Genomic DNA, 21167 nt, shown 5'->3' with positions numbered 1-21167 from the left:
TTATAAAAATAGAATGTATTTAGAATCCGAATTTTCCCGCGAAAAAATGATTTTCCCCATCTCGAAAAACGTTTCGATTCAAAAACGCAAGCCCGAGACGAAGTTCGCTGTCGTTTCGAATCAAGAATTCGATTCTGCGGTAAAACTCGCTTCGGCCTTGAACGTTAAATCCGTTTCTTCCCGAAAATTTTTCGGTCTTTCGTTTCGGAAAAATCTGTTCCTTTTAACCGCGATCGTCTTATCGTTCGGCGCGTGCGTAAAGGAACCGCTTCCCGCAAACATTCCCGCGGGCGCTAAGTTTCAAAAAGAATTCAACGCATACGTTCTTACCGAGCCGGGAAGAAGACGCATTTACTACGATAACGGAAAGATTTATCAAGATTGCTCCGTAAACGAACTCGGATTGGAAAACGGACTCTGCCGCTTCTATTCCAAATACGAAGATCGTATATTAGCGAAAGGGAATTTTGAAAACGGGGTTCGCAGAGGAGAATGGATTTGGAACTTCGACAGCGGCAACTTGTATATCCGTCAGAACTACGGAAAGGGTCCGCGTAAACCCGAAGTGATGATGAGCGGGGACGAAGGAAACGAGGACGGTCTCTACGAAAGATTCTACGAGAACGGACAAGTCGAACTCAAAGGAAGTTATTCGGAAGGTTATCGAAATAATCTTTGGCAGAAATACTTTCCGGACGGCGAACTCGAATACACGGGCTATTATAAAAACGGCAGAAAAATAAGAACCTGGTTTTATTATTATCCGACCCATAAAACAGAAGCGATCGAAGTTTTCGACGATACCGGCGGTTTTCTTTCAAGAACGACTTATCTTCCCGACGGAACGATCAACTGCGAAATCAAAAAAGGTTCGAATACAGTTTGTCAGTCGTTGACTTCCGTAAAAAAATAAAATCGTGAAGACGATCTTCGGAATCTTCTTTCTTTTAATCGTTTATCTCAGCGTTTATTTTTCGCTGACCGTTTTTAACCTCTGGATTTTACTTTCCACGTTCGCTGTAGTTCATATCGGCTTGTTTCAGACCTTTCGAGAACGGCTCAATTCGAGGTTTTATCTCGTTTTATCGGTTGTTCACTTAATCGCCGTATTGTGTTTGAATTTGTATTTTAGGCAACCGGCAGCCGGTTAAAAAAATCTCATTAGCAATTCCGAACCGAATGTTATAAGTTTGAAAAAACGACGCTTCCGGAAAAAGGATCGGCGACTTTTAGAAAATTATCGAAACGGAAATGTTAAGGTTTCTTAAAATTGCCGTGGCGATACGAGCCTTCGAAACATTTACGTTTTGAAAGCTCGTTTGAAGTTCGGGAAAATCTCACAATCCTCTGCTCGAAGCGAAATCGAGAACCCAAGTGTTCATCGATAAGATCGAAAACAAAAGAACCACAAACAAAATTACGCCCAAAATCGCGAACGTGATAAAGATCGTGTTTCGAATCACGCGGAATTGAAGATAACTTACGGATAAAGTAACGTTACCGGTCGGGGTAAGTTCGTCGCTCTTTCCCATTCTGAAATAATTGCGGATGTAAAACAGCATCATAAAAACGAGAAGCACGATCAGAAGAATTCCGAACTCGAACGAATAATGTTTTTGAAGAAGGAAAATCGGAATGTAGATCAGATTTCCCAAAAGAATTCCCGCGGCCATGATCGCCGCAAAATGAAAGAACATCGGAATCCACGAAATTTTAGAGGAAGAAGTCGATTGGATTTCTCCTTCTTCTCCGTTTTGAGCCGTTTTCAAAACGCCGAAACGATCCGCTTTTTCTCCGTAGACTTTGGAAATCGCAAAGATCATATAAATCAAAAGCACGAAAAGAGAAAACAAGAACAAGGAAGAGACCGCTCCGATCACGGGGGTCTGCGGTATGCTTCTCATCGGATGCTGCATGGACATCAAAACCGGAAGAATGGAGATCAAATACAGACTTCGGTTTAAAAAAACGTAAAACCAAGCCTTATAGTGGAGACTCAAAAAGGAAGTTACTGATAAGAATATTAGAAATCCGTAAATAAAGAGCATGATCTTCTGCCCGAGAAGAATCCGATTCATCCGATCCACCGTGGCTTCGAGTTGAGCGTCGGTAGGAATCGTTTTCTCGTTCAATTCCTCCAAAACCTTGGAAGTGAGCCGGATCTTGGAGATCAAACCTCGTTCGATTCCCCATTGCGGTTCGAGTTCTCTTCCCGATCCTTCGAGTAGGGCTTCCATGGAATCCATATCTCTCGGATCGTAAAAGACAGGTTCGAAAGAGATATTCACGAGGCAGAAAAATAAAATGAGAAACGGTATGATTTGAGCGAGTTTTGTTTTCATGGTTTTGTTAAAAAAGAAATACGAAGATTGCGGTCATTGCGATTCCCAAAACTCCGAGAGCGATCAGGATCGTAATCAACAGTCCCGAATCTTCCGAGGAAGAACTTTGCGAAGAGCCTTTGCTGGAGGATGATTTACCCGAAGTCGCAGCGATCGGTTTTTCACCGGTGTAAGGACGAACCTTGATCGAATTCTCTTCTTCATAAATTTTTCCGAATATATCCGAACCGATCTGAACCACGGTTTCGTTTTCAACTCCGTTGTTCTTGGAGGAAACGACCGTTCCCGGAACAGGACGAATTTGTCCTTCGGGAGTTTCGAGTTTCATCGCTTCGATGATGCTTTGAGAAGAAGTATCCGATTTTAAAAGTTGGATCATGATTTTGTCGCCGGGCTTCAACGTATTGATCTGAATTCCGGAAACGGGGGAAAGAACATACTTCATCGGGATCACACGGGAACCGGGCGGAATGAACTGTTCGGGTGTTTCGACGGGTCTGCTGATTTCCGCAGGAGAAGAAGTTTCTAAGGAAGGAAGATCTTCGTCCGTTTCTTCGATGGAAGAATCTTCGAATCCGGTGCTTTGATTTTCTTCTTCGAGTTTGGAACGGTCGACGATGACGTAAAAAATCTGAATGTCCGGCTTGGAATTGCCGGCCGCTTGATTGATGACTTGATTCAGGATATAGGAAATCTTATCGTTATCCTTGCTCTTAAAGTAATGCATCAACTGTTCCATAAAGTCGTCCGACTTTCCGTTCGCTTGAAACAGTTCCAGCAACTTGTTCGTTAGATTCTTAAGTTGCTTGCCTTCGTATTTCAGTTTTTGGCAAACGTTTACGACGTCTTTGTGAGTGGAAACGGAGAGTTGAACGGAGCCGATGTTCTCGGATTGGCCGACCGCCACTACTTCGATCTTATCCATCTTCGCTTGTTGGATATCGATCACGCTGGTAAATAAAATATGAATGGATGAGGAAGGATCTCTAGAGATGAATTGAAACGAGTAAACCTGATTGGAGCTCATGTATTTTTAACTTAAGAAGGCTCCGTTTGGGAAACTTTCTTCTTTATTTTTGACATTCTGGTTCGGATTCAGAGAATTGTCAAACTAAGGAAGGATTTCACCTTCTAATTTTAAGAGTTTTTTGATGAAGTCAAATTTGTTCCGGGGTTCGTTGATATTTCTGGTAACCTCCCGTTATATTCGGGGGTCCCGGGTCGCAGGTCTCCTCTCCTTAAAATCTAGACTATCGTTCATCGTGATGACGGTCGGTGTTTCTCTTTTGATCGTCGTCTTATCGATCTTCAACGGCTTTCAAAGACAGGTGAAAGAATCGCTATGGCAAGGCGGACCTCACATCACGATTGAAAACAATTTCGATTCCGGTGATATTCAAAACTACGAAAAGATCGTAGCATGGCTTAGTAAGAATCCTTATCTCAAAGACAGAATCGTTTCCATCGGTGGAAGCATCACGAGTCACGGTTTGATTCAGAATAGTAACTCTTTCATTCCGATTATGGTGCGCGCTCTTCCCGTTGAGAACATTCAAGAGTTAATCGGAAATCGTCTTCCGAACTTTCCGCGCATCGTTCATCACAATCGGGAAGAGATCGCACGATACAACACGGACAATCAGGTTCTGATCGGAAAAGAAATGGCCGGTCTATATAATTTCGACTTAGGCGCCAATCTCACTATGGCTGTACCGGGCGGAAGATTTTCTCTCGGAAAAGGCGTGGATGTTTCGATCAAAACGTTTCGAACCGTTGGATTCTTTAAAACCGGATATTATAACTACGATACGCATTACGTTTTTCTTTCGCTTCCAGTGGCGCAAAAATTCTTCAACTTGAAGAACTCTGTGAATCAGATCGCGATCAAAGTGAAGTCGCTCGACGATCTGCAAAACTGCAAACGCGAAATCTTAAAAGAGTTCAGAGATCCGGAATTCGAAAACGAGATCGGTTATTCCGCATCTTTCAGCGTAAGAACGATCGCGGAAGAGCAGGAGAATTTCTTCACCGCGTTGAAACTCGAAAAAACGATCATCTCCATTATCGTTTTCTTATTCATCATTCTCGCGGCGTTGGGAATGGTTGCGAGCGTTTACAGTTTAGTGCGGGCAAAACGGAAGTCGATCGGAGTCTTGAAGGCTCTCGGGTTGCCTTCCTCCGGAATCCTTTTGATCTTCACTTTGAATGCGATGGTCGTGGGAGTTCTTGCTTCTCTTGTCGGAGGAGTTTCCGGCATTTTTATCGCGGGCAATTTGGAAACGATCGTAAACGGGCTTTCGGAACTCATCAACATGGTGGGATTTTATTTTTATCATTCCGAATGGACGAACGTGGAGTTGGTTCCGAAGGACGTGTATTACTTCGATCATATCCCGGTCGATATCGATATTTCATTTATCTTTATGGTGACGACGGCGGCCACGATTCTTTCGGGAATCGCAGGTTATTTCCCAGCGCGCTGGGCCGCCGGTTTGAATCCTGTTGATACGATAAGGAACGACTAACGTGAGTCTGATCAAAGTAAGAAGTCTAGTAAAGAATTATCATATTCTCGATAAGGAATTTAAGATTCTCGATCATCTCGATCTCGACGTCGAAGAAGGAGAGATCGTTTCCGTGGAAGGAAAGTCCGGAATCGGGAAGTCGACTCTGTTGAACATCTTAGGTTCGATGGATTCCTCCGATAGCGGAGAAGTGAACGTTTGTGGAGTCGCGCTCGATCAAATTTCCGAAACCGGAAAGGAAAAGTTTCGCGCGGAGAAAGTTTCGTTTATCTTTCAACATCATCTTCTGCTTCCGGATTTTACGGCTCTGGAGAATGTCAGCATTCCTCTGTTGATCAACGGAGTTCAACCGGGAAAGGCGCGACAACTGTCCATCGATATGTTGGATCGCGTTGGACTCAAGGATCGTCACGACAACTTTCCTTCACAGCTTTCGGGCGGTGAAAGTGCTAGGGTCGGAGTAGCGAGGGCGCTCGTTGCAGGAAAGAAGCTCGTGCTTGCGGACGAACCGACGGGAAACTTGGATCGTGAAAATTCACGGAACTTGATGGCTTTGATTTTGGAACTTCAGAAAGAGCTTCGTTTTTCCATGGTGATCGTAACACACGATATGGAACTTGCGTCGCTGGCTCACAGAAGGAACCAAATGGCGGGCGGGAAACTGCAGCCGATTTCTTAAAGTAAAGGTTGAATTGTCGTTTTATTATTTGGTCCGACAAAGCGTCAGTGTGAAATCCCGTTTTTGTGGGAACTCTTACATCGTTTAAGATAGAATCGGCTTGCACCGTAGTTCCGACCTTTTTCAAAATGGAACCGACAATTCTTATGTCTTCTTCCGAAACCTGTTTATACTGCGGAACTAACTCAACGATTTGGAACGAACGTGGAAAGATCGGTTGTGTCCATTGCCTCAAACTCTTTCGAAAAGAATACCAAGCGCATCTGAGAGAACGGGACTTTGAACTTTCTTCGCGATTTTTACAGGGAACGGAACTCGAGAATTTTCTTCGGTTCGAATCCCTCTCGGAATCCCAAAAAATTCTTCAGTTGGACCGGATGGCTCCGCCCTTTACCTACCGACTGAGAATCGGCCGCAATCTCCAGGGGAGAATCTACCCGACCGCCGCCGATCCAGGTCTATCGAAAATCAAAAACGCCGGAGTTCCGACCCAAATCCTAAGGGAGTTCCTCTCGAACACCTTAGAAGTCGATCCCGCTCTGCTCAACGGGAAAGAATTACCGACCCGCCTTTCTTGGGGGGAAGGGACTTTATTTTTCGGGGATGAAGAACATCTTCGTTGGGAAACGTTTGCCCCGACGGTTTCGGAATTATTCCGACAAATCGAAACTTCTCCCCTAAAAAAATTAGAAGATCAAAAAGTTTTTGATTACGATCCGGATTTCGGTTATGTCACTTCCTGCCCGACAAACGCGGGATCAGGGACGAAAATTAGTTTGAAATTGTCTATGCGGTCTTGGAAAAATCGAAATTCTTCCTCGTTCAAAGTTCCCGGCTTTTTAGAGTTTTACCTTGAGAATTCTTCCGAATTCGCAGTTTTTTATCTGAAAAATTTTACTTTTTCTCAAAAAAATTCCTTTTTAAAATTAGTTTATTATTTAGCCTTACAGGTGGAACCGGCGTTGTAAGCCCGGAATTTACTCGAACTTCCGATCCTTTTTCGAAAACGTTCCGATACTGAAATTAAAAGCAGAGTTCCACTCTCGGGTGGGAATTTCGAAGCGAATTCAGTCTAATCATTACAAATAAAACTAAGGCGCTGTTATGCTGGAATTTACTAAAAGAGCCAAAAGAGTCATCAACGAGATCGCTCAGGATGAGGCCAAGCGTCTTGGTAGCGACTATATCGGGCCGGAACACATTCTGCTCGGTCTTCTGAAAGAAGAAGATTCGGTCGCTATCAAAATCCTGAACAATCTGAACATTAACCTCAACGAACTTCGTAAAGAGGTGGAACGAAGAACGCGCGAAGCTTCCGGAGCCTTGCTCATGGACGTCGCCGGCGGTCAGGATCGATATCAAAAAATTATCGAGCTTTCCAAAGAAGAAGCAAAACGACTCAAACACAATTACGTCGGGACGGAACATATCCTTCTCGCGTTGTTAAGAGACAACAACAATATCGCGGGCGGCGCGTTGTATTCTTTTAGCGTAAATTATAATGTTATAAAGAGCGAAATCTTACGTTTGCTCGGCGCTCCTCCTACGAGCTCCGTAGGCGTAAGCTCCGCGGCTCAATCGGGACCGCAGGGAACTCAGCCTCGTCAGGAGAAAACCAAAACTCCGATCTTGGACGAGTTCGCACGCGATCTTACGCAGCTTGCGAGAGATAAGAAATTGGATCCGGTTGTGGGAAGAGCGACCGAGATTCAAAGAGTCATTCAAATTCTTTCCAGAAAAACGAAGAACAATCCGGTTCTCGTCGGAGAATCCGGAGTCGGTAAAACCGCGATCGTGGAAGGACTCGCTCTTGCGATCGTAGAGAAGAGCGTTCCCGATCTGCTGTTCGAAAAGAGAGTTCTTTCTTTGGATCTTGCGTCTTTGATCGCGGGAACCAAATACAGAGGAGAATTCGAAGAGCGTCTGAAAAAGATCATGAAGGAAATCACTTCCTCCACGAACATCATCATCTTTATCGACGAACTTCACACTTTGATCGGAGCCGGAGCCGCGGAAGGCGCGGTGGATGCTGCGAACATTCTCAAGCCTGCATTAGCAAGGGGAGAACTTCAGTGCATCGGCGCGACCACAAGCGCGGAATACCGCAAGTATATCGAAAAAGATTCCGCATTGGAAAGAAGATTCCAAGTCGTGAAAGTCGCGGAACCTTCCGTGGACGATGCGATTCAGATTCTCCAAGGTTTGAAAAAAGCGTACGAAGCTCACCACAAAGTGAGATACTCCGATAAGGCTTTGGAACAATCCGTAAAACTTTCTCACAGATATATCAACGATCGTTATCTACCTGATAAGGCGATCGATATCATCGACGAGGCCGGTGCGAAGGCGCGTTTGGCGAACTGCGCGCGTCCTCAAACAATCAAGGATCTAGAAGAGGAAATCAAATCTCTTGCGACTAAAAAAGAAGAATTAGTCCGCGCCCAAGAATACGAAAAGGCCGCCGGAGTTCGCGATGAAGTGAACCGGAAAAAACAGGCTATGGAAGAAAAGATCCGTTCTTGGCAAGAGAAGATGGAAGACTTCGCGGTCAACATCGAGGAAGACGATATTCTTTCCGTGATCTCATTATGGACCGGAATTCCTTTGGAAAAAATGGAAGAATCCGAATCCGACAAACTTCTCCGCTTGGAAGATGAACTGAAAAAACGCGTCGTCGGTCAGGGAGAAGCGATCGAAAAAATCGCGAAAGCGGTTCGTCGTGCGAGAACGGGATTCAAGAGCGAAAGACGCCCTACCGGATCTTTCATCTTCTTGGGACCAACGGGAGTCGGTAAGACCGAGCTCGCAAAAGCTCTTGCAAACTTCCTCTTCGGAAACGACGATGCGATGCTTCGTGTGGATATGTCCGAATATATGGAACCGCATGCGGTCAGCCGTTTGATCGGAGCGCCTCCGGGTTACGTAGGTTACGATGACGGAGGTCAATTGACCGAGTTCGTCAGAAAAAGACCGTACTCCATCATTCTTTTGGATGAGATTGAAAAAGCGCACCACGACATTTTCAATATTCTCCTTCAGATCATGGAAGAAGGAAACTTGACAGATACGAAAGGTCGGAAAGTAAACTTCAGAGATACGATCATCATTATGACTTCCAACATCGGCGCGAAGGAAATTCAAGCCGGAGGAAGACTGGGATTCGAAGATCGTAAGGACGAAGCGCTGAAATACAAGTCCGATCAGACTCGCGATCAGTTGAAGAAATACTTCAATCCTGAATTCTTGAACCGTGTGGATGAAGTGATCTACTTCGGATCTCTCACGAAAGAAAACATCATGGCGATCATCGATATCATGGTGATCGACACGAACAAACGTTTCCGTGAAAAAGCGATCGAGGTTTCCATTACTCAGTCCGCGAAAGACCATATCATGGATATCGGTTACGACGAGAAGTTTGGTGCGAGACCGTTGCGTAGGGTTTTCCAAAGAGAACTCGAAGATCACATGGCGGTTCAAACACTCAAAGGGGCTTACAAGGAACCGACTAAAATCGAAATCGATTTCAAAGAAGGTAAACTTGATTTCGTTGAATCTGCTTGGACGGACTACAAACCGGCAGCTAAAGCCGGAGGAGACGACAATTCTTCCGGCAATCCTGAAAGGTCGGAAGAGATTGCCTTAGTGTAAGGATGCCTATACTCATCCCTGTATTGATTCTGATTTCCTATCTTCTCATTCGGAAGATTTGGTTTCACCTTAGGAAAATCAGAACCATTGCAGGGATCGAGAAAATTTCCCTCTGCGTTTTCCATCCCGATTTATTTCTTCCCGAGGTACGGGTCTTCTACAAGTATTACTTTCAGGGCGGGGTTTATTACGGCTCCGGATACATGCTTTTGACCGATTTTCTCGGCCAGGAAGAATATTCCATCTACCGAAACGGCGACGGACTTCCGGTCCTTGAAATGGAAGATCAGTCGGTTCTTTCCGAAGAACAGATCGAACACTTTCTTATGCAGAAGTATCCGAGCATCATCGTTTATATCGATCCGGTGGAACCGTTTCATTCGCTTATCGACTGCATCAACGCAAAGTCCATGAGTATGACCGCATAAATTTTTAGAGAGTATCAGTAATGCAGATGCGTATGTTTCGATCCTTAATTCTCGTATTGTGTTTCGCGATTTCGGCGAACTTCTCCCAGATATTCGCGCAAACCGGAGAAGAGTATTCCCAGGCTTTGAAAGAATTCGAAGGCCGGAACTACGAAAAGTCTTTGGAAATCATTCGAGTTCTGCATGAAAAAGGCGGACGTACCTACGAATCGCATTATTTGGCGGGTCATTGTCATTTTGCATTGGGAAGAAGCAAATCGGCCGCATCTCACTGGTCCGAAGCTCTTTCGATCAAACCCGGAGACGCGGCCGTCAGTCTGGACTACGCGAGATATCTTTTAAACAACGGAAGAGAAGACGACGGTTTGCAAATCATCGCACGCGCTTACGAGCTTAATCCGCGCAACAAGGACATCCGCCTTCTTTTTGGAACCGCGCTTCTTTACAACGGAAAGGCGAGAGACGCTCTCAGCATTACAGAAAAGTTGAAGGCGGAAGATTCGAACGACTATCGTCCTCTCGTGTTGGAAGGGCAGATCTATTATTATCTCGGAAGCATCGAAAAAGCGGAAGTGAGTTTGAAGTGGGCGAACTCACTCGTTCCAAACAACGCGAACGTATTGAACAATCTCGCGCTTGTTTATGAGAAGGCTTCCAATCAGGAAAATAAAAAGGGCAAATATTCCAATGCGAAGAATTATCTGAACTCCGCAAAGGAACAGATCGAATCGGCGCTCAAATTAGAACCTGAAAATTCTCACTTCAAAGATAATTTAAAAAGAATCGAAGTCAAACTCAATGCTCTCTCCAATAGCTGAACAAACGGTTCTATTCAACACTCTCGGCTGTCGTCTTAATTTTTTCGAGTCGGACGGTTTGTTCGCGTCTTTGACCAAACACGGATATCGTTCCGCCGAAGCGGAAGAACATCCGGAAGTCGTCATCATCAATACTTGCACCGTAACGAATAAGGCCGATTCTAGAAATCGAAATACGATTCGCAACGCGATCAAAAAGTTTCCGGGTTCTCAAATCTGGGTCACGGGTTGTTATGCCGAAACCGATCGGGATTCCATCGAAGCGATTCCCGGAGTTGCGGGTGTAGTCGGCAACACGGAAAAATCCAAACTTCCGGCGATGATTTTAGAGAGGAAAGGTTTGATCGATTCGGAAGAATTGATTCGAGTTTCTTACGATCGATTTTCCTATTCGGACGTTTTACCGAACGGACATACGCGCGCTTACTTGAAAATCCAAGACGGATGCAATCGTAAATGTTCCTATTGTAAAATTCCTCAGGCGCGCGGTCTTGGGGTTAGCAGAAAGTATCAGGACGTTTTGGATCAAGTCCGTTTTTTACAGGACAACGGAGTCGGAGAAATCGTTCTAACCGGGGTCAATTTAGGCTGGTTTCGCGACGGAGAAAACAAAAAGGCCTTCAATAAAATCCTCGGAGACATCTTAAACATTTTAGAATATTCAAGAATTCGAATTTCTTCGATCGAACCTCCGGACGTAGGAAACGAACTCGCGGAACTGATGAGTCATCCGCGTTTTACTCCGTTTTTGCATATTCCTCTTCAAAGCGGAAGCGCCGAAATTCTCAAACGAATGAAACGCACTTATACTGCGGAAACGTTCCGCAAACGCGTGGAAACCGCGAAGGAAAAGGTTCCGGGTTTGTTTTTGGGAACCGATGTGATCGTCGGTTTTCCCGGAGAAACCGAAGAAATGTTTCAAGAAAGCGTTAGGATGGTTCGTGATCTCGGATTTGCTAAAATTCATGCGTTTCCTTTTTCCGTAAGAAGAAATACGTTGGCCGAAACGTTTCACGATTCCGTAAGCAAAGAAACGAAGAAAGAAAGGGTTCACGCGTTAAACTCGCTTTCGAGAGAACTTCATCAAAAATACGCGATCGCCGAAGTCGGAAAAATCAGAGAAGCGATTCTGGAACAAGGCGGCGTCGCGGTTACGGACAATTATCTCAAAGTGAAACTGAGCGAAACGGAACTGAAACCTCTCCAAGTCGGCCAATTCTTGAACGTGGAACTTCTGCAATACGAACCAGAGGCGGACAAAGAAGGAACATTCGCCGGTAAGGTTTCTAAATAAACATTCAATTCTTTTCTTTTTTTCCTCGGAAAATATTTCTAAAATTTATCCTTTTGGTAAAATTGCGTCGTGAACGAATACGATCGGGATCGATGTAGGAACTCCTTCATTTCTCTTCTGGAAGAAAAATTTCCACAAAAGCTTCGTCTCCATTTAAAAATTCTAATGTAAGATAGCCGCCGAAAATTTTCAGCAAGGCGCTATGAATTCTAAGTCCTTGTCCCGCCGATTCCAAAAATTGCGTTCCGCTTGTGTCGATCCTATTTTTGATTCGGATTAGAATTCCATTTTTACTTTCTGCGTTCTTTAAGAATGCGACGGAAATTTTTTTATCCGTAGATTCGCCCGAATATTTCACTGCGTTTCGAATCGATTCTCTACAAGCGTAAAAAAGAATTTCCAAGGCTTCCGGTTTGGAAATCGGAAATCGATCTTTGAGTTCGGGCGCATATTTCCAATCAAACCAAGCGGCTTCGAATTCGGAACCGATTCTTCGGATCAATGCTTCGATCAAGCCGAGTCTTTCGATTTCCAAACTCGTATCGGGAAGTTCTCTTAAAAAACTGGAAACTCGTTTGTGCAGATCGGTCAACAATCGGATTTGTTCGGAGACCTCGCTTTCGTTTTTCATGTGTGAAAGAATAAGAATCGAAGAATGAATTTCGGGAAGAATTTCGTCGTGAAGAATTTGTCTCGTTTTGTAATCCGAGATTCTCTGTTCTTCCATGTGTTTTCGCTGCAAGGAACTTAAAACAAGCGAGTTGCTTTCGGTAAAAAGCGAGGATAAAATCCAAGCCACGGCGGCTTTTGCGGTTTCGATTTCCTCTTCCGCGTATAAACCCCCGTCTCTTTTTTGACCCAAAAATAAAAGACCGTCTCCCGAATGATCGTTTTCCACCTTGATACAAAGCGCAAAGTCCGAATGATTTTCCCGTTCCAGATAGGCGAGGCCGTCCTTTTCAAAAATCAAATTCAAATTTTTGAATGTATTTACGTCTACATCCGCGCCTTTCGGGTTTTCGTATCCTTCGGCTGCGCCCGCGCTTGGATAACGGAGAATCATATCCGCTATAAACGGAATTCTGCTTTCGTTGATAAACAAAGCGGAGGAGGTTTCGAGAATTTCCGAACAAAGAAGGTTGAAGGATTTTTGGAATTTTTCCTTTAGATTTTTCGAGTTTTCAAGAAGGTCGTCGTCCTTGATTTCCTCCGTTTTTATAATGGAACTCAAGACGGAACTATTTTCCAATCGCAAGTCCTTGGTTTTTTTCAGAAGAAACGTTCTTGCCGCGCAATAAACGTAGGAACCGGTTAGGAACAGTTCTATTTTAGTGAAATGGAATGTAGCAGCTACGAAGTAAAAAAGAGCCAAGATGAAAAAACCGAAATTTGCGTTTCTCCATTCTTGGCGTAGACTGATCTTGGGAAGAATTCTCCCGGTAAAAATTTCGTACGAGATCAAAGCCTGTCCTAAAATCAAAATTGCGATCGTTACAAGAAGTTGAATTCCGATTAAAAAACCGTAAAACGATCTCGGGTCGTTATCGGATCGAGAAACGGGATCTCGAATGATTCCGATCCCGCCCCCTAAAAAAAGGAAAAATACGAGAACTGAAACTCCGAAGAGCAAAAGGGATACTGCTTTGAGATACGGAACGGCTTTGTTTCTGGCGAATTCGGGAAGAATCCGTTTTGTAATTCGAAACGAAAATAAGGCGAAGATCGGGACTACGATGCAGAACAGAATATAAACGAGATAGGAAAGTCGAAACGCAAACGGAACTACATTCCAAAAATGGAATAGAGATACGTTCGCGGAAAATTTGCGGCTCCAAGAATAAAAGAAAACGACGGCAAACGCCTGTGCGCTTAACAAAAGCCAAAAGAAAATTCTGTAGATCCGTTTTTCCCGCAAAAAACCGAGAAACCAAACGACTATAAAAAACCATCCGAACGGAATCAGAATCAAACCGAAGATTCCAGGAAAAAAATAAACCGCGGAGTAATTGGAAACTCGGATCAGACCCGATTCTCCGATCCAGGAAAAAAATCCGAACAAGGCCGATACGGATAATAGAATGACGATGGTAAACGTTGCCGATCTGTCTCTTCGTTCCAAGTTGACGAACGTCGTCGAAGCGAGCCAAAAAAGAATCGAGGACAAAAAAAGAAAAACGGAACAGATAAAAATTTCCTGATTCGGATTCAAGCGAGTTCCCAACGAACCCATTCGGTTCCGTTTTTGTAATAGGCGCTTCCGTCTTCTTCCCATTGAAGAAATCGATTTTCTCGTACGATCAGCGCCGCTCTGGTTCGAGCGACTTTTTCGTCCGCGTTCGATTCGTTTAAATCCCAAGCTGCGTAAATTTGTCCGTTGATTCGGCTGATCGTTCTTTTGTCTTTAAACCCAAGCCGAGCGGCGATCTGTTCGTTGCTTTGACCTTCGGCTAACATCTTTGCTACGATTCTTTCGTTCGGTTCAAGGATCGCCATCGGAGAATTCTCATCCTGATTTTTTACTTCTACGATTCTGGATTCGATTTCGGGATCGATAAAACTTTTACCGTCGTATGCAAGTTCGAGTAAAGGAACGATCATCTGGGGCAAAAGATAATTCGATTTTCTGACATATGCATAATGACTGAGAATTCCGGCCTTGCGGAAGGTACGGAAATATTCGTCGCTGTCCTGTATGGAATAGATGACGACGGGTTTTCTCGGAAATTCTTTGCGGATCGCAACGATCGTTTCGATTCCGTTTAATGTTCCCGCTAATCGGACATCCATGAGACAGACATCGTATTCTTTTTTTAGGGAAAATTCGATGGCTTCTTCTCCGGTTCCGCAATCGTGGAGAACGGCGAACTTACCGGATTCGTTCAGGCCCGTTACGAGGGACTTTCTCAGTTTTTCGTTGTCTTCCACGATCAGCAGATTCAAAGGTTTGTCTTTCATACACGAACGACCCGATTTTAAGTTCTTACAACCGTCACTGTCAAGCACTTGAGTGCGTAAGAATCCGCACTCGAGAGGATGAATGACGCACGGAATTCTGTTAGATTCTTTCCCATGAAACGAATCATCGAAATAGTTTTATCCGCGATCGCATTGGCGATCTTTTCTCCCGTTATAGTCGGAGTCGCTTTGTTGATCCTCCTCGCAGACGGTCGTCCGATTTTCTTTTGTCAGGAAAGACTCGGCCTTTTGAAAAGACCGTTTCGAATTCTAAAATTCAGAACGATGAAAGACGGAGAAGTTACGAGCCTCGGTTATTGGCTGAGAAGAACCGGTATCGACGAACTTCCGCAGATTTGGAACGTTTTGATCGGGGATATGAGCGTGGTTGGTCCGAGACCTTTGACAAAGTTCGACGTGAATCGTCTCGGATGGAATCGTCCGTTTTATGACATTCGATGGTCGATGCGTCCCGGTATCACGGGGCTTTCCCAATTGTATTCCGGAATGGGCGCGCGCGTCTCCTTTCGTTTTGATCGTTCTTATCTGAATTCGAATACTCCGGGTCTCGACGTGAAAATCGTTTTCGTAACGTTCGCGATGAACGTGTTCGGTAAACAAAGAATCCGTAATAAACTCAAAATCTCTTTAAAAGACAGAAAGATAGGAGTTCGCTGGAAACAATGGAGGGAACATTTTAAAGGAAACGAAGTCCGTCCTCTTCCGAAAATCGACTCGGAAACGTTGGACCTTCGTCCGAATGAAATGAGGTCGATCGCATACTCGCTCGCCATATTTCAGTTAGGCGAAGCGGGCGAAGGGAGAATCGCGAAGGAAATCGATAAAACCATTCTTTTCGGAATCGACGATTTTTACAGAGAAGCTCTGAAACTTTTCGTAAAGGAAGAAGGCAGACACGCAAGAATCCTAGGCGAATGTATCCGCGCATTAAAAGGGGAATTGATAGAATCCAATTGGACGGAAAGACTATTTTATTTCGGAAGAAGACTTCTCGGTGTCCGTTTGAAGCTGATGGTTCTTCTCGCTGCGGAAGTGGTGGGAATCTGTTTTTATCACAAGCTTGCGGATAAGATTCCGAACGGTTTCGTCAAATCCGCTTTACTCGGCATCGTGAAGGACGAAGAGAAACATCTTAAATTTCACAGCGATTTTTTCCGAATCAGAGTCAGAAACTTTTTTACGAAATTCGTGTTCCGATGGCTGTGGAGAACGATTTCGTTTGCCGCTTGTATCACGGTGATTTTGGATCACAGAAAAACGTTTCGTGTATTGGGAATTTCGAATTGGAAAACGTTTCTGAGGTTTCAAGAGATCGCAAGAAGCACCGAGGATTGTATTCTTGAAGGTCTGAGTTTGAAGTTAAATCACGGTTTTCGATTTAAGGTCGTTTCTTTATGAACGGATGAATTCTTCCGGAGTATCTTCTTCTTCTCTAAGATCGTAAAAGCCGTATTCGAAGTCCTTGCCCGCAACGACTTCGAGTCCGTAAACATATTCGGAAATTCTTACGTTCTTAACGATGTCGAGATGATACAACTCCGCCAAAAATTTCATCTTGTCCAAAGAGATCTTATCGTTGATTTTCGGACCGATCGAATATTCGTTCTTCACCCAATCCAAGACGATCAGTTTACCGCCTCGGCGCATCGATCGGATCAATCCGTCCATCGCAAGGCCCGGATCGGGGAACGTCGATAAAACCAAGGACGCGAAAACCGCATCGGGAGTAGGAATCCATTCCGGAAGCAAAGGATGATCGGATTTTTCGATAAAGAACGGAGTAAAATTCGTAATCTCCTCTCGATTCTTCCAATGTAGAACTTCGTCGATCAGATCCTGTTGGCATTCTCCCCCCCAAATCCAAGCGTCTTTGGGAAGTTGTTTTTTCAGTTCCAAGGTAAAATAACCGAGTCCCATCCCAAAATCTACTAAGTGATTCACATCTTTGAAGCTAAAATGTTTGAAGACCGTTTCGGGAGGAGTTAACTCGCGGCGTTTGCTGGAGATCAGAAAGTGCTGATACTCGGAGTTTTCGTAATAATCCAGATCGCCCATAATTCCTACTTGGATTATGTCTAATCGATCGTTTTACAGATGTCAAATCCGAATTGGTGTTAAATAACGAGGTTTCGACTGTCGATAGTATAACCAAGACATTCCTTTTATGAAAAGTCGTACCCGGATTCTATTCATTTTATCGTTCATCGCGTTGACGTCCTTTGTAGGGGCTCAAGACAACGTACTGAATCAGAATCAGGTGGAAAATTACAGCGTCGCAAATCTGATCAACGCCGAGATTTTAAAGAAGGATGAGAATTCCATCCGCATTTCCTGGGAAGCTCCCCGCGAAACCGGCGAAATCATCGTGGCCCGTTCTTCGAGCATGATCGATACCGCGGAGAAATGTATGGTCGCCGATTCTCTCGGAAAATATCCGAGCGGGATCGCGGGCGGAGTGACGCAAATTTACGATTACAATCTCAAACCGGGAACGTATTATTATGCGGTGATTCTCGCGCATCACGTTAAAAAGAATACGATCAAACTGATTCCGGGAAGAAACTTTACTACGATTCCCGTCGTCATCGAACACGCGTTGACTCCCGGAACTCCGAGCACGGAAAATAAAACTCCCGAATTACCGGACGACGCGAGAATCACGGATCTTACCGTAAAAAAAGAGGGAAAACATCTCCGTTTGAATTGGTCTCCGTATGAGAAGGCGATTCCAAACGCGACTGTTTATACGGTTTATCGTTCCGCGGAACCGATGTCCTCCTTATCTTTGATGAGAAAAGCGGAGAAGCTGACCGAGTTGAGTCATCCCGAATCCACGTTTCTGGATCAGGACTTGAGCAAGTCAAAGACGATTTACTATGGGGTCAGTGTTCGCTCCGGCGCAAAGGAAATTCTTCCCTTAGTGAACGGACAATCGTTTACGAGATTTTTTTACATCGGCGGTCCGAATAAGGACAACGGAAGCGGAGAGAATATTGCAAATCCTGAATATTCCGAAGATCAAATGCACGTCACGGATCTGACCGCGACTTTGGACGATCTCAACGTGAAACTCGAATGGAAAGCCCCGGAAAAGGCGGATGAAAACACGGTTTATACGATTTATCAGGCGCTGAAACCTTTGAGCGGTGGAACCGCGACCTTTCTCGGCGGTAACGTGCGGAAATTAGGCGAGGTCAATCACCCGGACACGGCCGCACAGATTAAGATGAAATCACTGGATTCCAAGATTTATTTCGGAGTTACCGTTAAACATCAGGACAAGGAAGGATTCAATCTCGTAGAAAACGAATCCTTCGTTGCGGTCAACGGAGACAAGAACGAGGTCGTCGATAATTCTTCCGAAAACAATAAGGATCAAAAAGTTCAGGATGAAAACAAGGATCATCAGCGTGATCAGCGAAACGATGAGGACGACTTTTCCGGTACGGACGACGATCTGGATAAGATCTTAAGAAAAACCTACTGGAAAAAGGAATATTCGGAAGCGATTTACGAATTGAAACCGTATACGGGCAACGGCAATTCCGCCGACGTACGAGGAAAGGCGAAGTTTTTCACTGGACTCTCCCATTACAAACAAGGGAAATATAAAGAAGCTCTGAAGTATTTCATCAATAAAGATAGTAAATTTTACAATGCAGAACGTTCGGAATTCTGGTCGAAACGTTGTCTGTCTCGGATCTCCGGAGGAAATCCATGAACCGCTCCATCATATTAATTACTGGATTCTTATTCATCTGCGCCGGTCTTTTAACGGGCGTCTATCAAACAACGGTTCAGGACGAGGACTCCAAACGGAAGAACGTTCTCGAAAGAATCAAAGAAGGCGAGGAATATCTCAAACAAACGAACGCGAAGGCGGCCGAAAAAGCGGTGGATATTTTCTCCGAACTTTCCGCGAGAGAAATTCCGGAAGAACATTCCTTTCGCGTGAAATACGATATGGGAAGGGCCTTGGAAAGAAACCAAGACAGCCTTCTCGCACTCGGAATTTATCGCGAACTCAATCAGAAAGAAGGATTGGGAAGAGACGAGCGTTCAAAAGTCGCTTATTCGATGGGAAATCTTTTATTGCAGCTCAACAGAGACGAGGAAGGAAAGGGACATCTCGAAGAGGTGCTCCGAATATCGGCGGACGCTAAACTTCGTTCCAATGCGTTATCCGCCATCGCCGACTATTATATGAAGAAGGGAAATTACGATCTTTCCCGGAAAAATTACGTTCTCGCGTTACAGGAAGATCCTGAAAACGTAAAGGCCCGTGTTCGTTGGGGAAAATCATTGCGTAGAATGGGCAAGGATTGGTCCGCCTACGACGTATATGACGATTATGCGCAGGCCGGATTCTACTTTGATCCTGAAAAAGAAAAGGTCAGTTCCGAGTTTAGAAGCGGTATTTTGGAAAAGGCCAGACAACTTTACGTCCGCAAACAATATTACGGCGCGATCGATGCGTTCAAAAAGGCTCTCGAAATGGGAGTCAGTCCGAAAGCGGAAGAACAAGCTTTGTTTTATATCGCCGAAAGTTACGAGGCCATCGGTAAATCCGATTCTTCTCTTCAATTCTTGAATCGAGTTCTCGGAAACCAGGACGGTTCCTTGGATCAAACCGCGCTCTTCCGTAAAGGGACGATCTATTTTAAAAACGGAAAGTATGAAAAAGCAGCGGCGTTGTTTCAGGAAGCAACGGATAAATATCCGGATTCTCCCGTTGGAAGAAAAGCGAGCGCTTGGAAAAAAGAATCTCTCGATCAAGTCGAGGACAATCTTCACTACAAGGAATCGGATAAGACGAAGAGCAAAGAGGATTTGGAACAGGAACGATTCGACTGAAAATATTCGTAAATTCTAATCTTTTTCTTCGATGCGAACGAAGTAGAATATTAGCCTCAAACCAAAAGTTTACTGTTGTCTTCTTTGTACGTTGTAAGTTCTACTAAATATTTTGGTTTGATATCAGTAGGATAGGAGCTAAAACGGCTTCTGGCAACCTTGACTTGTAGTTGAAAGTCTATATTCATTCCAAAGTCGTTCTCTACGTTTATCAATAGATCCGTCGATATCCATCCAGTAAAAAAATACGGTAATCGGCAACGTGATCGGCAATAACAACGTATCTAAGGCAAAACTTAACGGAAGATCTACTAATAGAATTTTGCTGTACTTCCTATTCCAAATCGAATCAAAAATAATCTTTACACCGACATACATTGGACTAAAACGTTCACTCGGCGCTATGCTTGTATCATAAGACTTAGGGCAATAGTATGTTGTTCGCGAAGAGTTGAATAAGCCCCACGTTGTCGCACAGCTTTGAAAAAAGAAGAAACTTAAAAAAATCCAGATAATGGCTGTCACGTTTACTTTCATAATTCGCAAAATTATAAAGGACGTAGAAGTTTTTTCAAATTTTGTTATAAACTGCTGTATTTTAAATTATGATTCCGTCTTGATAAACTCTTCGTCCTTGAGTTCGATTTTGATTCCGAGAATATCGTAGATCGCCATCGGAATATCCACGATCGCTTTGATTTTTTCCTTTAAGGTCGAAGTGTATTTCCCGTAAAGTATGGTGGGGACTTGGTTGACGGTATGAACGTCCACCGTGAGATCCTCTAAGTTTCCGTGATCCGAAGTTACGATCAATTGGTCCGATTTCGGATCCAACGCTTCCGTAACACCTTTTAAAAAAGATTCCAATTCTCCGATGTATTTTTCAGCCGCTTCCCAGTTCATCTTATGTCCGACCTTATCGGTCAGAAAAAATTCATAGATACAAAGGGTATAATCTTCTTCTTTACAATTTTGAACGATCGATTTTCCGGTTTCAAAAGGATTTCGAACACGAAAGAGGTCGTCGGATTCTTCCAAAAAACCTTGCGAGAATTCCCTTAAGTATTCGTGAGTTATGTCCATGTAAAGGCCTTTGCCGTTTCTAAGGTCTTCCATGGTTTTTAAAGGGCGATCGCTCGCCATTTGAATCAACGTCGAAGCCGAAACGTGGCGAGGATTCTTTTTGATATGCTCCGCAAATGCGGGAGAATAACAGTTGAGAAGATCGGCCTTAAATCCGTGTTCGTCTAAAACGCGTATGATGGAATATTTGCTGATGATCTTCTTAAGAGTGAATGTCGGAAAGCCGCTCAAATGTCTTTGTAGCACTTTGCACGCGTTAATGCCGGTCCAGAGGGAAGTCTGACCGGTGGCGCTTTGAGGAAGGCCTTTGATTCCTAAGGAAGCGTCCGTCTTGAGAAAAACGGTATTCTTAAGAATTTCGGAGGATTCTTCCGGAATCGGTTTATCCGCCAGGGGTAAAAAGAAGGATTTTGCATATCGAGCAAAGGGGTTGGTTGCCGGATCATTGGGTCCGAACCCGATTCCGTCGATGAACATATAAAAGATCATATCAGAAAATTCCGCGCGGTTTTCTTCT

General features: G+C 44.2%; 19 protein-coding genes. 12 read left to right on the top strand and 7 right to left on the bottom strand.

Annotated elements, in window-relative coordinates:
- Positions 1–46 precede the first annotated feature (46 nt).
- Both LFX17_RS16925 and LFX17_RS16920 read left to right on the top strand, forming a co-directional pair.
- Positions 47–913 (top strand): toxin-antitoxin system YwqK family antitoxin, encoded by an 867-nt coding sequence (locus tag LFX17_RS16925; protein ID WP_238731278.1) that lies wholly within the window; start codon positions 47–49, stop codon positions 911–913.
- Positions 914–917: 4 nt separating this feature from the next.
- Positions 918–1151, top strand: coding sequence for a hypothetical protein (locus LFX17_RS16920; protein ID WP_238731277.1), 234 nt, complete (start codon positions 918–920; stop codon positions 1149–1151).
- Positions 1152–1337: 186 nt separating this feature from the next.
- On the opposite strand, the gene LFX17_RS16915 is transcribed toward LFX17_RS16920, so the two are convergent.
- A complete protein-coding gene (locus LFX17_RS16915; RefSeq protein WP_238731276.1) occupies positions 1338–2342 on the bottom strand; it encodes an LIC_10230 family protein in 1005 nt (334 codons plus the stop codon).
- Positions 2343–2349: 7 nt separating this feature from the next.
- On the bottom strand, positions 2350–3369 hold the full coding sequence (locus LFX17_RS16910; RefSeq protein ID WP_238747423.1) for a hypothetical protein: 1020 nt from the start codon (positions 3367–3369) through the stop codon (positions 2350–2352).
- 124 nt (positions 3370–3493) lie between these two features.
- Between LFX17_RS16910 and LFX17_RS16905 the strand changes: the two genes are divergently transcribed.
- The 7 genes from LFX17_RS16905 to mtaB all read left to right on the top strand — a co-directional run bounded on the left by LFX17_RS16905 (position 3494) and on the right by mtaB (position 11737).
- A complete protein-coding gene (locus tag LFX17_RS16905; protein WP_238747422.1) occupies positions 3494–4867 on the top strand; it encodes an ABC transporter permease in 1374 nt (457 codons plus the stop codon).
- 1 nt (position 4868) lies between these two features.
- A complete protein-coding gene (locus tag LFX17_RS16900; RefSeq protein ID WP_118954754.1) occupies positions 4869–5546 on the top strand; it encodes an ABC transporter ATP-binding protein in 678 nt (225 codons plus the stop codon).
- Positions 5547–5674: 128 nt separating this feature from the next.
- Positions 5675–6514, top strand: a complete 840-nt coding sequence (locus LFX17_RS16895) for an ATP--guanido phosphotransferase (RefSeq protein WP_238731273.1) — start codon at positions 5675–5677, stop codon at positions 6512–6514.
- A gap of 136 nt (positions 6515–6650) precedes the next feature.
- Positions 6651–9197: an ATP-dependent Clp protease ATP-binding subunit gene (locus tag LFX17_RS16890; protein ID WP_135570876.1), complete on the top strand. Its 2547-nt coding sequence runs from the start codon at positions 6651–6653 to the stop codon at positions 9195–9197.
- Between the two features lie 2 nt (positions 9198–9199).
- A complete protein-coding gene (locus LFX17_RS16885) occupies positions 9200–9625 on the top strand; it encodes a hypothetical protein (protein ID WP_118954756.1) in 426 nt (141 codons plus the stop codon).
- A 32-nt stretch (positions 9626–9657) separates the two neighbouring features.
- Positions 9658–10443 (top strand): tetratricopeptide repeat protein, encoded by a 786-nt coding sequence (locus LFX17_RS16880; RefSeq protein WP_319937427.1) that lies wholly within the window; start codon positions 9658–9660, stop codon positions 10441–10443.
- On the top strand, positions 10424–11737 hold the full coding sequence (gene mtaB / locus LFX17_RS16875; protein WP_238747421.1) for a tRNA (N(6)-L-threonylcarbamoyladenosine(37)-C(2))-methylthiotransferase MtaB: 1314 nt from the start codon (positions 10424–10426) through the stop codon (positions 11735–11737). The genes LFX17_RS16880 and mtaB overlap by 20 nt, the downstream gene beginning before the upstream one ends.
- Before the next feature lie 106 nt (positions 11738–11843).
- On the opposite strand, the gene LFX17_RS16870 is transcribed toward mtaB, so the two are convergent.
- Positions 11844–13946, bottom strand: a complete 2103-nt coding sequence (locus LFX17_RS16870) for an ATP-binding protein (RefSeq protein ID WP_238747829.1) — start codon at positions 13944–13946, stop codon at positions 11844–11846.
- Positions 13943–14692 carry a response regulator transcription factor gene (locus LFX17_RS16865; RefSeq protein ID WP_238731270.1) on the bottom strand — a complete coding sequence of 250 codons (750 nt, stop codon included), beginning with the start codon at positions 14690–14692 and terminating at the stop codon, positions 13943–13945. Before LFX17_RS16865 ends, LFX17_RS16870 begins: the two co-directional genes overlap by 4 nt.
- A 114-nt stretch (positions 14693–14806) precedes the next feature.
- Here LFX17_RS16865 and LFX17_RS16860 point away from each other — a divergent pair, with 114 nt between their 5' ends.
- The gene (locus LFX17_RS16860; RefSeq protein WP_406600687.1) at positions 14807–16111 is read left to right on the top strand and encodes a sugar transferase; all 1305 of its coding nucleotides are present in this window, start codon (positions 14807–14809) and stop codon (positions 16109–16111) included.
- Here LFX17_RS16860 and LFX17_RS16855 read toward each other — a convergent pair.
- Positions 16106–16768 carry a class I SAM-dependent methyltransferase gene (locus LFX17_RS16855; protein ID WP_238747419.1) on the bottom strand — a complete coding sequence of 221 codons (663 nt, stop codon included), beginning with the start codon at positions 16766–16768 and terminating at the stop codon, positions 16106–16108. The genes LFX17_RS16860 and LFX17_RS16855 overlap by 6 nt on opposite strands.
- Positions 16769–16877: 109 nt before the next feature.
- On the opposite strand from LFX17_RS16855, the gene LFX17_RS16850 reads away from it, so the two are divergent.
- Positions 16878–18434: a hypothetical protein gene (locus tag LFX17_RS16850; protein ID WP_238731267.1), complete on the top strand. Its 1557-nt coding sequence runs from the start codon at positions 16878–16880 to the stop codon at positions 18432–18434.
- Positions 18431–19567 (top strand): tetratricopeptide repeat protein, encoded by a 1137-nt coding sequence (locus tag LFX17_RS16845; protein ID WP_238731266.1) that lies wholly within the window; start codon positions 18431–18433, stop codon positions 19565–19567. Before LFX17_RS16850 ends, LFX17_RS16845 begins: the two co-directional genes overlap by 4 nt.
- 138 nt (positions 19568–19705) lie before the next feature.
- On the opposite strand, the gene LFX17_RS21075 is transcribed toward LFX17_RS16845, so the two are convergent.
- Positions 19706–19945 carry a YceK/YidQ family lipoprotein gene (locus LFX17_RS21075; RefSeq protein ID WP_406600712.1) on the bottom strand — a complete coding sequence of 80 codons (240 nt, stop codon included), beginning with the start codon at positions 19943–19945 and terminating at the stop codon, positions 19706–19708.
- 225 nt (positions 19946–20170) lie between these two features.
- A complete protein-coding gene (locus LFX17_RS16840; protein ID WP_238747418.1) occupies positions 20171–21139 on the bottom strand; it encodes a metalloenzyme in 969 nt (322 codons plus the stop codon).
- Between the last annotated feature and the right edge of the window lie 28 nt (positions 21140–21167).

The sequence above is a fragment of the Leptospira sanjuanensis genome, from assembly GCF_022267375.1.
GTDB classification, from domain to species: Bacteria; Spirochaetota; Leptospiria; order Leptospirales; family Leptospiraceae; genus Leptospira; species Leptospira sanjuanensis.
The sequence above is the reverse complement of the archived record's forward strand: the minus strand, read 5'-3'. Positions and strand labels throughout refer to the sequence as shown.